General features: G+C 37.5%; 4 protein-coding genes and 7 pseudogenes. 9 read left to right on the top strand and 2 right to left on the bottom strand.

The genetic code is table 11. The features are described from left to right. The first annotated feature begins 20 nt into the window (after positions 1–20). Positions 21–1,031: an alcohol dehydrogenase AdhP gene (adhP, locus tag P4S71_RS04075; protein ID WP_096794615.1), complete on the top strand. Its 1,011-nt coding sequence runs from the start codon at positions 21–23 to the stop codon at positions 1,029–1,031. 71 nt (positions 1,032–1,102) lie between these two features. Here the strand turns inward: adhP and P4S71_RS04070 are convergent. Next, a pseudogene (locus tag P4S71_RS04070) lies at positions 1,103–3,522 on the bottom strand (TonB-dependent receptor). Between the two features lie 319 nt (positions 3,523–3,841). Then, a pseudogene (locus P4S71_RS04065) lies at positions 3,842–5,118 on the bottom strand (Xaa-Pro dipeptidase). Positions 5,119–5,272: 154 nt separating this feature from the next. Between P4S71_RS04065 and P4S71_RS04060 the strand changes: the two are divergent. The 8 genes and pseudogenes from P4S71_RS04060 (at position 5,273) to P4S71_RS04025 (ending at position 14,660) form a co-directional block, all read left to right on the top strand. Next, positions 5,273–7,114, top strand: a complete 1,842-nt coding sequence (locus tag P4S71_RS04060) for a DUF885 domain-containing protein (RefSeq protein ID WP_096794618.1) — start codon at positions 5,273–5,275, stop codon at positions 7,112–7,114. Between the two features lie 97 nt (positions 7,115–7,211). Then, positions 7,212–7,723 (top strand): annotated as a pseudogene (locus tag P4S71_RS04055) (YcgN family cysteine cluster protein). Further along, positions 7,723–8,234 (top strand): annotated as a pseudogene (locus P4S71_RS04050) (RNA methyltransferase). The pseudogenes P4S71_RS04055 and P4S71_RS04050 overlap by 1 nt, the downstream one beginning before the upstream one ends. A gap of 362 nt (positions 8,235–8,596) precedes the next feature. Further along, positions 8,597–9,490 carry a substrate-binding periplasmic protein gene (locus P4S71_RS04045; protein ID WP_096794621.1) on the top strand — a complete coding sequence of 298 codons (894 nt, stop codon included), beginning with the start codon at positions 8,597–8,599 and terminating at the stop codon, positions 9,488–9,490. Positions 9,491–9,781: 291 nt separating this feature from the next. Then, a pseudogene (locus P4S71_RS04040) lies at positions 9,782–11,032 on the top strand (sugar MFS transporter). Positions 11,033–12,068: 1,036 nt separating this feature from the next. Further along, positions 12,069–13,054: pseudogene (locus tag P4S71_RS04035) on the top strand (GGDEF domain-containing protein). Between the two features lie 8 nt (positions 13,055–13,062). Continuing rightward, positions 13,063–13,676: pseudogene (locus P4S71_RS04030) on the top strand (DsbA family protein). A 231-nt stretch (positions 13,677–13,907) separates the two neighbouring features. Next, a complete protein-coding gene (locus tag P4S71_RS04025) occupies positions 13,908–14,660 on the top strand; it encodes a DUF3450 domain-containing protein (protein ID WP_337150142.1) in 753 nt (250 codons plus the stop codon). Positions 14,661–14,670: the final 10 nt, after the last annotated feature.

Here is a 14,670-nt window from a genome sequence, read left to right as displayed (position 1 = left end):
TTACATACGATGGAATGATTATGAAAGCTGCAATAAATAATGAATATAAAGGTAAATTAGAAATTACTGACCTGCCAATTCCTGAGGTTGGAACTAACGATGTACTAGTAAAAATAGCAGCCTGTGGTGTTTGCCATACTGATTTGCATGCCTGTCATGGTGATTGGCCTGTAAAACCCAAAATGCCACTAGTACCAGGGCATGAAGGGGTTGGTGTTATTGAAAAGCTAGGCAGTAACATAAAGCACCTTAAAGTTGGCGATAGAGTGGGTATTCCTTGGTTATACAGTGCATGTGGGCATTGTGAGTTTTGTTTAGATGGTAAAGAAACACTGTGTTTATCGCAGCATAATACTGGTTATTCTATTGATGGTAGTTATGCAGAGTATTGCTTGGCCCATGGCGATTACGTTGTAAAAATACCAGAGGGGTTAGGATTTTCTGAGGCCGCTCCATTATTTTGTGCAGGCGTTACAACCTATAAAGCATTAAAAGTATCCGGTGCTAAACCAGGGCAGTGGGTTGCTATTGTTGGCGTCGGTGGTCTTGGGCACCTAGCGGTTCAATACGCCAAAGCAATGGGTTTTAATGTAATAGCTGTTGACACAGGCAAAGAAAAACTCGCGCTTGCTAAAGAGCTTGGCGCAGATATAACACTCGATTTTAAAGACGTGGTTCCGAGTGAAGCTATTTTCGAACAAGTAGGTGGCGCGCATGGTGTTGTGTGTACTGCGGTCTCTAAAGCGGGGTTTGAACAAGCTTATAAGAGTGTACGCCGAGGCGGTAAATGTGTATTAGTGGGATTACCTCCAGAGGATATGCCACTTCCTATTTTTGATACAGTGCTCAATGGCGTGTCAGTAGTGGGCTCTATTGTTGGTACACGTAAAGATTTGCAAGAATGTTTAGAATTTGCTGCTCAAGGTAAAGTAAAAGCAATTATTGAAGAAAAGCGCTTAGAGGACATTAACGAAATTTTTGACGATATGCTCAAAGGTGAAATTAACGGTCGCATAGTGGTTACTATCTGACCTAAATTAAGCGCTCATCAAACAAAAAAGCACGGTTTCTAAAAAACCGTGCTTTTTAAGTATTTAACTAGTTAAAGTGTGTAACTAAAACTTAGTTTTGCATTACGCTCTTCCCCTGGCATACCACCTAAAAACATCGCTTTTGAGTAATACTTTTTGTTGAACAAGTTATTTAAGTTTAACTGCATATGCCATTTATCGGTGGTGTACGATACCGCTGTATCGTAAATCGTGTAGCTTGGTACATAACCATCAGGGATCGAGAACGAACTTGAATTAGTACTGCGGTTATCTACAAACGTAATACCACCACTTATATTCACAGCTTCAGGTAAGTTAAACATATCTGCGTAGTAGGTTACCCACGTACTTGCTGTTACGTAAGGCACACCTTTTTGGCGTGTGTCGTAACTGCTGCTGTTAGGATTACTTTTGTCACGTGCATCTTGATAAATACCGTTTACGTTTACTTTCCATTTATCGTTCAAGTAAGCGTTTAAATCAAGCTCAACACCTTTTGTTTGCTCTTTACCATCATAATAGCTTTCAGGTACATCTGAGCTTGATGTTAAAGCGTCATAAAGTGGATTTGCATATTCTAAATTTGTACGAGCGCTTTCAAATATAACAACAGATGCCAGTAGTTGGTCATCAAATGCTTTAAATCTAAAGCCTAGGTCGTTACTTATAGACTCTGAATCTTCTCGGTCAGCTTCATTACCTGCCACTGAGCCTAATACACTATACGCTGTACGGCCTTTTGAATGATTTACAAATACAGATAAATCTTCAGATGGCTGATAAGTTGCACCAAGGTTATATGTTAAGCCAGAATCTGATGTACTCGCTTCAGGAGTTGGCTCTGCACGGCTAGAGCTGTAACGCTCATCAACACCAAAGTGCTCGTAAGTTTGCTCAATTCGGTTATATGCCACGCCAATACGCGTTGTAAGCTCTTCCGTTAGATAACCTACATGTTGAATACCTAAGCCCCATGCTTGTACTTTTTTATTATAGTTGCTTGTTTTAAGCGGATCGTAATCATCAAAGCTACCCGATGGCCAATTTGGTTCTCTGATGTCGTAAATATATGGCAATGAACCTTGGTACGTTACATCACCATCATTGTTTGTGAGTACGTAATCTTGATCCCATATTGAGAATTGTTTAAAACGAATATCTCTATCTTCGTAGTTTGCGTTAACAAGTAGCTCGTTATCTACGTCGCCTAGCATAAAGTCATAGCGTAAATCTAAAAAGTACTGCCATGATTTTTCATCGGCTTCTACTTGGCGGTATTCTTGGCGGCGTGCTGCAAACGGGTAAAGTACGCCGTCTTCAACTAAAGGTGCACGAGGGTCATTATTAATAATGTTACTGCGCGTTGAATAAACGTAGTTATAAGCACCGGTTTGGCGTGCAAAACTTGATGTGTAGTTGCGGTACTGTAGCTGCTGGTTTAAAAACAAATCGTCAGTAATATAATAGTTATGCGTTAATTTAAAACGCAGTTCTTCACCTTCATTAGCATCTGCCATTGGCGAAATTATACCATTTGTGCCAAAGCTGTAAGGTGTTAAACCATCAGATGCCGATAGTGAATTAGCAAGTTGGTCGCGTTGTGCATCACTTAACTGTACGCCGCTTCCTGTCGGATCGTTTACTAAATCGGCACCAGTTACTTCACCCGCGCTTAAGCCGTTTGCAGTTTCTGCATTGTAAATACGAATAGGGTGACCAATAGAATCAACCGCTATTTCATCTTTTATATAGGCTGCAGAAAGTATGATGTTTTGTCTGTCATTAAGCACGTATTTAAGTGAGGTATAAATTTCATCGCGATCTTCTTTTAAATCACGAAAGCCGTCACTTGACGCTGTTTTAGCCATTACACGATAAGCTAAATCATCTGTTATAGCGTTAGTGCTATCAAATGATAATGAATAGCTATCCCACTGGCCAAGCTCAGCCGCTACTTTGTGTTTTTCTTCAAACTCCGGTTTTTTTCAATTAGGTTAATTACGCCACCTGCACTACCAATGCCATATAAACCTGTTGCAGGGCCTTTTAAAACCTCAACAGATTCAACATTTGTAAGTGAACGAGTTGGGTTAAATGTATTGCCTAAACCTGCGCCACCGTACATGCCATCGTAGGTGTAGTTTGCGTCTAAACCACGAATTACTAAATTATCACCAATACCATAGTTATTGCCAGCCTGCGTTAAGCCACTTACGTTCCTTACTAAATCTTGAAGGCTATCAACGCCCTGAGATTCAATTAATTCACGGTCAATAACTACAACCGGTGCGGGTGTTTGCATTAAAGACATGTCTGACTTAGTAGCAAGACCAGAGCTCATTACAACGCGGTTTTGTTTTTCGTATACGCTGATGCGTTCAATATCGTCTACAACAGAGGTTGTCGCTGCGATTGTTGCGTGCGCGTTCAAGCAAGCTAAGGTAAGTAATGAGTATTTAAATTTTTTCATAAGGAGATAAGCATTCGTATTTAACTATTTGCGCGAATGATAATGGTTATTGTTTTTAAAGTGAATAAAAAGTTCAATAATTTTTATTTAATAGAGTTGATTGCTTTATATTTGAGCTTTAAGTGATTTTTTATAAACATTAATGCAAATTTGTTAACATTTAGTTTGGGAGTAGTTTGGTAAAATAGAAAATGTATATGTTAAAAAATAATTAAGGCTGAGTTTTAATTATTCAGCCTTTTATTAGGTTTTGTGGCCTATGGTAAGTAAGTTCAACACAGTTAGCGCTGAAAATAGCGGCTTTACCCAAAGCTCGGTATTATTTTTTAGCTCTATACACAACACCTGCTTTCATAACAAAAGGGATTTGCTCTAAAAGGGATATGTTTGTTAATGGATTGCCTTTTACGGCAATTATATCTGCGGCAAAGCCTGCTTTAATTTGTCCTAACTGATCATCCACTTTTAATAGTTTCGCGCTATTAATCGTTGATGCTTGGATTGCTTGCAGCTCTGTCATGCCAAACTTAACCATGCGGCTAAACTGTTTTGCATTATCTCCGTGCGGGTAAATTGCTGCATCAGTACCGAACACCATTTTCACACCCGCTTTTACAGCACGGCTAAAGCTATCTCGTTGCCTTTTAGATACTTGGCGTTCTTTATTTAGGTTTTCTTCGTCTACGCCGTTTTGCTCGCCATAAGTTAGCGTGTATTCGGTATTATAAATATCCATAGAAAGCCAAGTACCGTGCTTTTTGGCAAGCGCTATGGCCTCGTCATCTAAAAAGCTGGCGTGTTCAACACTATCAACACCTGCTTTAATGGCTGTTTTAATCCCGCTTGTACCGTGTGCATGAGCTGCAACAGGTAAATCTCGCATATGGGCTTCATCAACGATGGCTTTCATTTCTTCAAAAGAATACTGCTGTGCACCTACTTTAGTCCCTTTCGAAAATACTCCACCTGTGGCGCAAAACTTAATAGCGTTTGCCCCATATTTAATGTTTTCGCGTACTTTTATACGTGCAGCCCATGGACCGTCTGCGACGCCACTTGAAGTATATTTAAGCTCAGGAGGTAGTCGGTTGTTATCACAGTGCCCGCCAGTAATTCCGAGTGATGGCCCCGCAGCCCAAATACGAGGGCCAACTATGTCACCCGCATTTATGCCGTCACGCACCGCTATAACGCTGTAACCTTCTGCGCCAACATTACGTACAGTTGTAAATCCGGCTTCTAAGGTTTTTTTGCAAAATGAGCCGCTTTAATCGCCATTCTAGGAACTGACTGGCCTAAACGTTCGCTGCGCGGCACCGTAGGATCGCTCGTTAAATGCACATGCATATCCATTAAACCTGGCATAAGGGTTAAATCAGGTAGTTGAATATGTTTATCATCTTTAGTCAGCGTTGGTTTTTTATTTTGTTCAATATTAGTGATCACGCCATCATCAATAGTAATTAAGGGGGATTTAATGAGCTTGCCATCTTTAACATCAACCATGGCTTTAGCTGATAGGTATGTAACTGCATAGGTATTAAAAGTGGTTAAGCAAAGTAAGGCAATAGAGGTGCTGAGTAGTTGTTTTTTCATTTTATTTTTCTTTTAAATCATATTTGAATTAATAGAAATGTAACAAGTTCAGATAAAAGTGCAAATTTAATACGATGAATGCAATCTATCGTAATTTCTTTATTAAGCACGGTTTAATGCGCATAATTAAAAAACGATATTAAAAAGGATTATCATGAAATCAATTAAATTAGCATTAGTTGCCAGCGGCGTTATGTTTGCTTTAAGTGGCTGTATGAATACTGGGTTTAGTACACACACTAATACCAGTGCGCAGTTAAACACCGTTAACGCATCGGCAGGTATTGTTTCAGAGCTTTCGGCAGAGCAACAACTCGATGTACTTGTTGCGCAGTATTACGATGAATCGCTCACATACAGCCCTATCAGCGCAACGTACAATGGTCGTAATGAGTTTAACGACCAATTTACGCCTGCGATTTCAAAAGAAAATAGAGTTAAAAAAGCGGCTTTTTATAAAAAATATCAACAGCACTTAAACTTTATAGATAAAGCACAGTTAACAGGGCAGTCGCTTTTAAGTTTTGAAATATTAGAGCGCGACCTCGCACTTAAATTAGAAGGCATGCAGTTTCCTGATTATTTACTACCAATAAATCAAATGGCGGGTGCGCATAACACCTTTGCAGGTTTTGGTTCAGGCCAAAGTGCTCAGCCGTTTAATACCGTTGAAGATTACACGGCTTTTATCTCGCGTAGCGAAGGTTTTGTAAAGTGGCTTGCCAGTGTAGAGCGTTCAATGGCGCAAGGCATTAAACTAGGTATTACGTTACCAAAACCACTTGCCGAAAAACTGCAGCCACAATTTGCAGCTCATGTAGTTAAAAATGCCGAAGATTCATTGTTTTGGGGACCAATTAAAAAATTACCAGAATCGTTTAGCGCACAGCAAAAGCAAAAAATTACAGCGCAGTATCGTCAATTGATTATGCAGCACTTAGTACCGGCTTATAAAAGCATGAGTGACTTTTTAGCTAATCAGTATATTCCTAATAGTCGAGAAAGCGTAGGTTACAGTGATTTACCAAACGGTAAAGCGTGGTACGAATACCAAATTAAGAAAAACACAACGCTTAGCTTATCTGCAGATGAAATTCATGACATTGGTTTAAGTGAAGTGTCGCGCATTTTAAGCGAAATGAAAAAAGTAAAAGAAACCGTAGGCTTTAAAGGTGAACTATCTGAATTTTTTGATCATTTACGTGATTCAGATGAATTTTACTACGACACGCCTGAGGAGTTAATTGCAGCATATGAAAACGTTAAGAAAAAAATAGACGCGCGTTTGCCTCTGCTTTTTAACATCTCACCCAAAGCCCCTTACGTTGTAAAAGCGGTTGAAGCATACAGAGCCCAGTCTGCAGCAGGTGCATCATATGCATCTCCGGCACCTGATGGCTCTCGCCCAGGTATTTTTTATATCAATGCTTATAACTTAAAAGCGCAGCCTAAATTTTTACTCGAAACTTTATCAATTCACGAAGCAGCCCCAGGTCATCACTTTCAAATAGCACTTCAGCAAGAAATAGAGGGCTTACCTGATTTTCGTAAATTTGGTGGTTACACTGTGTTTGCAGAAGGTTGGGCGCTTTACGCAGAAAGCTTAGGCAAAGAGCTAGGTTTATTTACCGACCCTTACATGTGGTACGGGCGTTTATCGGATGAGCAATTACGTGCAATGCGTTTAGTGCTTGATACCGGTTTTCATGCAAAAGGGTGGACGCGTCAGCAGGGAATAGATTACATGCTTACAAATTCGTCTATGGCAAAGAGCGATGTAATTGCAGAGGTTGAGCGATATATTGCATGGCCAGGACAAGCGCTTTCTTACAAGTTAGGGCAATTTAAAATTCAAGAGTTACGTGATTTTTCTAAAAAACAACTGGGTGATAAATTTGATATTAAAGCGTTCCACACGCAAATATTAATTGATGGCGCATTGCCAATGCCAATATTAGAGGAAAAAATTAAGCGTTGGGTTAAATCTCAAAGCTAATTTGTAGCGCAAAGCCTGTACTTTGAAAGGGTATTGGCTTTGCGCCATTTACAGCAATACGGTAGAATGCGCGCTCTTTAGGGGGCACGAGTAAACTATGTTTGATCAACAATTAGCAAATACACAATTTTGGCTTAAAAAAGCTTAAGCGACATGAGTCAAAATGAATGGGAAGCCATTTGTGATGGATGCGGAAAATGTTGTTTAAATACGTTTATTGATAGCGAAGATGAAGACGAATTTACCGCCACCGATCAGTTACGCGAAGGTGAGCAATTAATATTTACTAATATTGTATGTCAGTATCTTGATAACAACACCTGTGGTTGTAGCGAGTACGAAAACCGCCAAACGCTTGTTCCTTCTTGTGTAAAACTCACAAAAGAAAACCTTAAAGACATCTTTTTTATGCCACAAAGCTGCAGTTACCGTCGTTTACACGAAGGTCGTGGTTTGGCTTCTTGGCACCCGTTATTAAATAATGGCGATAAAACGAGTATGCATGAGTTAGGTATTTCTGTAAAAGACAAAACAGTTAAAGATTGTGATGTTAAGCTCGATGACTTTGATTTGTACATTGCAGAATGGCCAACAAAGGACGTAGATTAATGAGTAAGCAACAAGCCGTAATTGGTTTAATCAATCCTAAAAGCCCGACTAATGTTGGCGGTGTATTGCGTGCAGCAGGTTGTTACGATGCTAAACAAGTTTTTTTACAGGCAATCGTTACTTAAATGCTAAAAAATTTCATACAGATACAAAAAATGTGGTTGAACGTATTCCTTTAACTGAAACCGACAGTTTAGAGACGGTAAAACCAGAGGGCGCTACCGTTGTTGTTATTGAGCTTATTGAAGGTGCAACACCTTTACCTGAGTTTAAACACCCTGAAAATGCATTTTATGTATTTGGCCCCGAAGATGGCTCTGTATCAAAAGACGTTCTAAAGTGGTGTGATGAAGTTGTGTATATTCCAACTATTGGCTGCATGAACTTAGCGGCTACCTGTAATGTTGTTTTGTATGATCGCTTAGCTAAATTAGGCGGCGTTGAGAGTAGTGACGATACTATTATTAGCTCTCGTGATACAAACAATAAAATGAAATGGGTGAAATCTTAGCTCATCTTTTTTCTTACGCAAATCATTGTAAGTCATTTAATTTACTGGCTTTTTAATCTTTCCGCATCTAAATGGGTTGGTGTTTTTTTGCCTATTTAAAATGATAACCCTAATTCAGCATGCCGCAGTTAATATATTTGTGCTTAAAAGATTTGGACATAGAGTAAACGAATTACACTTGCTTGCTCTCACTTGCGTAGAAGTTGGCTTCGATGATTTAAGTAAGCTGGTAAGTATTAAGTAAAGTCGTGTTTAACATTATTAACTTTTTAATTAGGCTAATTAAAGAGAATATAAATACACAAGGCTAAATTTTCTCCTACACTTATTGCTATTAATACTATTTTTTTAATAGGTATGCCATGCGATTTTTGTTTATTCTCCTTTTGATCTTTACTGCGGAGACGGCTGCTGAAATACCGATTACTTATCAAAGTAGCGGTAATAATATTATGCTGCACGGTGAACCTTATAAATCAGGGACGCTCTATAAAGCAAATAACAGTAAACAAACGCTTCATATTGCGACATTAGATTGGCCCCCGTACATTGGTGATAAATTATGCAATAAAGGGTGGGTGTACCAATTTGCAGTTTCACTACTTAATAGTCAAGGTTATAGCGTCCATATTGAATTTTTACCTTGGGCACGAGCGGTAAGAAATGTTGAGTTAGGCAAAGCAGATATTTTAATGCCTGAATATTTTATTGAAGACACAGCACCTTCTGATTATGTATTAGGAAAAACTCGCAGCGACTTATTAGGTTTATCAAATTCATTTAAAGGGGGCGAAATTGCGTTTCTAAAAAGAAAGCATGAGGCTGACCGCTTTTCTGGCAATTTGAAATCACTCAAAGGTCAACGGATTGGTGTGGTCCGTGGCTATCAAAATACGCCTGAGTTTGATGCAATGATGGACAATAATGAATTTCAAATAATGCATTCAGTTGATGACTTACAGCTTGTTCAGCTATTAGTGGCGAAAAGAGTTGATTTAATTATTGGCGATCCGACAGTGTTAAAGTTTTCAGTACAATACTCATCGTTAAGTCATTCACAAAAACAACTTTTATTAAATTCAATCGAAGAAGAAAGTATCCCACTACAAAATAACCCTCTGTATTTTGCAATAAGTAAATTGAGCCATAATTGGCTTGGTGTTTTGGAGGATATTAATAAGGGATTATATAAATTTAATAATAGCGGCGAAACTCAACGTTTAATTGATAGCCTTAATTCTGAGTGTGGATACTAGTTAACCTGAACTGTGAATAATAAATCTATCTCGAGCAGCTATTTTCAGCGCTAACTGCGTTGGGTTACTGCAATAGGTCAGCTATTGACGCGTAAATTCGCCTTGTCCCCACTTAAAATCTCCGGTTAGAGAAAATAAATTTAATCATAATTCAATACGTTAGTAAATCTCTTTACCAGAGTTTAGGTTAGTAACAATAAATGTTGTAGTGGAACGTTCCTAGTAGGTGGCGTATTATTCACAAATAAACATGTAAAATCGTTTTCAATTTGTTAATGGAGTGAAAACGACGTGAGTGAAATAAATACAAAACAATCATTTTCGGTCAACGAACAGCAAAAGAAAAATTATCTGTTTCCGCTGACTGCAATGACAACCCTATTTTTTATGGGGTTTTATAACGGTATTAAATGATGTACTAATACCCCGCTTAAAGAGCGTATTTGATTTAAGCTACTTTGAAGCAATGCTTGTGCAATTTTGCTTTTTTGGTGCTTATTTTATTGTATCGTTACCCGCTGGAATTTTAGTTAAACAACTAGGCTATAAAAAAGGTATTTTAACTGGCTTAGTTGTGGCATCGATTGGGTGCATGTTATTTTATCCTGCTGTGGTTGTGCATGAATATTGGCTTTTTTAAGTGCGCTATTTGTCCTTGCTTCAGGTATTACAGTTTTACAGGTATCTGCAAACCCTTATGTGGCCGCTCTTGGTCCTGAAAAAACAGCCTCGTCGCGCTTAAACTTAGCACAAGCTCTTAATGCATTAGGTACCACCGTTGGTCCTTATGTTGGTGGGTTATTGTTTTTTGGCGCTGCAGGTAGCCTTGCTGTCTCAGCAGTTTCTGCAGAATCAGTGAAAATTCCTTACTTACTGCTAGCAGCAGCTCTGTTGTCAATTGCTATTATTTTTGCCTTTATTAAATTACCAGAAATAGAAGCGCATAAAGACAATAACGATCAACAAACTCAAACTCGCTCATTAACTCAAGCGCCTCATTTAACAATGGGTGTGTTAGCTATATTTTGTTATGTAGGAGGAGAGGTTGCTATAGGAAGCTTCTTAGTTAATTACTTTGGCGAGGCACATATTGCAGGTCTTGAAGAACACTCAGCAGCTAAACTCATTAGTTATTACTGGGGAGGTGCCATGGTCGGTCGCTTTATTGGTTCTGCACTTTTACAAAAAATTGCACCATCTAAAGCTATTGCTTTTAATGCATGCAGTGTCATTGTTTTATTATTGATAACAATATTTAGCGACGGCGACGTTGCATTATATTCAGTATTAGCAGTTGGTTTATTTAATTCTATTATGTTTCCAACCATCTTTTCTGTTGCAATAGAACGATTAGGCTCATTAACGAGTAAAGGATCTGGTTGGTTGTGTCTTGCAATTGTCGGTGGCGCGTTGATCCCTCTGATACAAGGGTACTTTGCTGACACGGTTAATATACAAGCTAGTTTCTTTGTCCCAATGTTGTGTTATGTATTTATTGCTTGGTACGGTTTGAACGTAGTTAAACTAGCAAAAAAATGGTGATTGAGCCGTTGTACTTAATCTTTTTAATTTCATAAGTTTAAGCTTTTATTATATTTGGTTTAAATAATACCAATCTGCTTAGATATGAGGTAATTTAATTTGTTAAGTTGTCCAAATACCTATGCAGATTGGTACAAGTAAACTAGCTCAGCTTGTTGTCTTTATAAAAGGCGATTGAAGATTTTATTAGGGCTTACTAACTTTTACAATTCGAAAGTTGCTCTAACGAGTAAATTTAATTACCGCGCTGCGCATGTTTGACGTCTACACTGTATTCTCGGTTATTTACGGGAAATAACGACACCACATAGGTCTGCCTGAAAATAAGCCGACCATGGTAAATACTCCTTTGCAGTGATTAAACCTTATTTAGTTAACGTACATTCATCCCTTCATGCACAATGTTTTTAGTGATTGAATACGTATTCAATTACTAATCAAGCCGTTACTTTGTAGAACGTTCCAATTTTATGTTTAACTCATCGCACAGAAAATCTACGTTCTGTCAGTTAGTCCTTTACTCTTATTTTTAACGAAATCGCAGCTTACAGGGGTTATTAAGTAAGAAAACTTTCTAAATTTTGCTAAAATTAACAGGCTAACGAATATAAAAATAATGCATTTATGTCCGCTAAGCCTGAACTTTATAGCAAGGTGACTATTGCAGCGTTATGCATTTAAGCTTTCGTATTTTAGCCGTATTCGATTAATTACATGTATGTGAATAAATTTAGTCAGTTATTTTTACTAAATGATGAAGCGGTTTTATTTTTGATAGGCTATACGTATAAATAAGTTGAAGAAAAATTAAAAATGGCTTTCGCTTTACCTTATACCAGTATGATGACGAGTGAAAACCCTCCTTGTCGACGTATTCTTATTGAAATACAAGGCATTTAACAACTCTCATAAAGTATTTAAAGTAATAAAACAATGGTGAATAAAATTTCTAACAAACAAAGCTGAGCTAAACTTAATTAACATTGACAGTGTTTATAGTTCTGACAAACAACGTCAAGCGTTTTCTTTATTCACTATGATTGCTATATCTATTGTTGTTATTAGCATTCTAATTTTTTGAATTATGATGTTTACTCACCAATATTAACAAGTGCATTAATTGCAGTTAATGTAACCATTATTTGTAGTATGTTTTACTTTATAAAAACTGGGGAATTAGAAACTGTCGCATTAATTTGTATGAGTATTGTTTTTATATTGTGTATTGTCCTTACTTATACTGGAGGAAAAGAAAATACTGCATTGTATTGGCTCATGTTTTATCCTGTTGTTACCTTTTCTTCTCTAGGTGTAAGACTGGGCACATGGCTAGGTTTAACTTTATTACTGTGTTGTATCGCCATTTTATATGGTCCAAATTTCGGTCAAGTTGTTTATGGTGATATTGAAAAAACACGATTTATAGCATCGTTTACCTTAGTGTACATATTCTCATTTATTGGTGAGTTTTTTAGGTATCGAAGTCATATGGCAATTGCTGATATTACACTGGAACAAAAACAAGATGCTTATACCGATCAACTTACAGGGATTGCTAATAGACGCTTTATTACTTCTCATTTTTTAAAGCTTGTTGATAGTCGACCGAATGAATACCTTCCATTTTCATTATTATTACTGGATTTAGATCATTTTAAACGACTTAACGATACGTACGGCCATGATTTTGGTGATATTGTGTTAATTGAATTTACCAAAATACTCGAATCACAATTTCCTACATCAGCAGTAAAAGCACGGTACGGCGGTGAAGAATTTGTTGTTATTTTACCAAAAGAAACAAGTGCGAATGCTGTTGATATTGCTAACCGTTTTCGTGAACACGTAGCAGCACAAGTGTTATTAGCTGAAGATAACCTACAAATATCACTTACCTGTAGTATTGGTGTGGTACAAGTTGATAAAGTAGGCGATTATAATAGTGCGCTAAAACAAGCTGATGAGTATCTTTATAACGCCAAAGCGCTTGGTCGTAACAAGGTTGTTTCTACAAAAGATTAAGGATTAATATGAATCAATGTAAACTTATTTATATCCATGACCCAATGTGCAGCTGGTGTTGGGGCTACACACCAACCTGGCTTAAATTAAAAGCTGAGCTTGAAAATAAACTGACGGTTGAATATAAAGTAGGTGGTTTAGCCCCTGATAGCCAAACTGCAATGACGCAAAATATGAAAGAGCGGCTTGAAAGTATATGGCATAAAATAGAGAGCGAATTAGGTACACAATTTAATTTCGAATTTTGGCAGAAAAACCAACCAAGACGTTCAACATACCCAGCATGTAGAGCTGCATTAATTGCACGAAAAAAAATAAAGAAAGTGAAATGATCGAAGCAATTCAACATGCTTATTATTTAAATGCACAAAACCCGTCAGATGATAGCGTTTTAATTTGTTTAGCTGAACAAATAGGTTTAAATAAAAATGAATTTACCGTCGCTTTCCTATCAGATGAAGTTAATAATGAACTCAAAGCTGAATTACAATATACACGGAGTTTACCTATTCATGGATTCCCATCTTTAGTATTTCTTCGTGAGGATAAGCTGTATTCAATTGAGATTAATTATAAAGACTGGCGCCACACGTATAATCAAATTATTAAACTGTTAGATTAATTTATCTCTTTATTGTGAGTGTTTGCTCAACAAATACTCACTCCTTCCTTTTAAGTCTTAATTGTTTCAGTTGTCATAAAATAGACTTTTTTGCGCAACATCCCTGTCATGTTTTATCTATAAACTTCTGCTCATTGGAAATCTCAAGCCATAAATTATTTGTCTAACAAAGTTTTTGGCCTTGAAAAATAAACTAGCAAATCTGCTAATTAACGAGTGAAGGTGTATGCGATGAAAGGCGTTAAACCATTAATCTTAGCTGGTATTGTGGCCGCAAGTGCAGCAGTACAGGCAAACGATTTAAATAAGATTATTGATAAAAGCAGTGAAATTAATATATCCGCTGCGCAATCACAAACAAAAATAGACAAGATTGCAGATTCAATGCAGGGACGTTTACAGCAATTTAAAACCCTAAATAAAGAAATTGACGGCTTAGCTGTTTACAACTCTCAGCTAACTAAGCAATTAAATAATCAAATCGAAGAAATGGAATCATTGAATTTATCAATGGATCAGGTTTCGATTATTGAACGTCAAATAACACCTTTAATGATGCGCATGATCACTGGTCTTGAACAGTTCATATCTCTTGATGTGCCATTTTTACAAGATGAACGTGCAAAACGTTTAACGTCTTTAAAAACGATGATGGATCGTGCTGATATTACTTCAAGCGAAAAGTTTCGTCGTGTTCTCGAAGCGTACCAAATCGAAGTTGATTACGGCCGTACAATCGAAGCGTACACCGCTTTGTTAGAAGTTAGTGGCAAAGAACGTGAAGTTGATTTCTTACGCATAGGCCGTTTAGAACTTATTTACTTAACACGTGATGGCAAACAAGCAGGTAGCTGGAATATAGAAACGAAATCGTTTGCAGCACTTCCTGATTCGACAATAAGTCAAATTAACAAAGGTTTGCGCATAGCGCGTAAACAACTTGCCCCAGATATGCTAACTCTGCCAGTTCACGCAGCAGAATAAGAGGTTGAAA

The sequence above is a fragment of the Pseudoalteromonas sp. B62 genome, assembly GCF_037162565.1.
Taxonomy (GTDB): Bacteria; Pseudomonadota; Gammaproteobacteria; order Enterobacterales; family Alteromonadaceae; genus Pseudoalteromonas; species Pseudoalteromonas fuliginea.
This window is presented reverse-complemented; position numbering and strand designations above follow the sequence as displayed.

Bases quoted from the DNA above. Each gene is read 5' to 3' on its own strand.
- P4S71_RS04060 (WP_096794618.1), top strand. From the start codon at position 5,273: ATGAAATCAATTAAATTAGCATTAGTTGCCAGCGGCGTTATGTTTGCT.
- adhP (WP_096794615.1), top strand. From the start codon at position 21: ATGAAAGCTGCAATAAATAATGAATATAAAGGTAAATTAGAAATTACT.
- P4S71_RS04045 (WP_096794621.1), top strand. From the start codon at position 8,597: ATGCGATTTTTGTTTATTCTCCTTTTGATCTTTACTGCGGAGACGGCT.
- P4S71_RS04025 (WP_337150142.1), top strand. From the start codon at position 13,908: ATGAAAGGCGTTAAACCATTAATCTTAGCTGGTATTGTGGCCGCAAGT.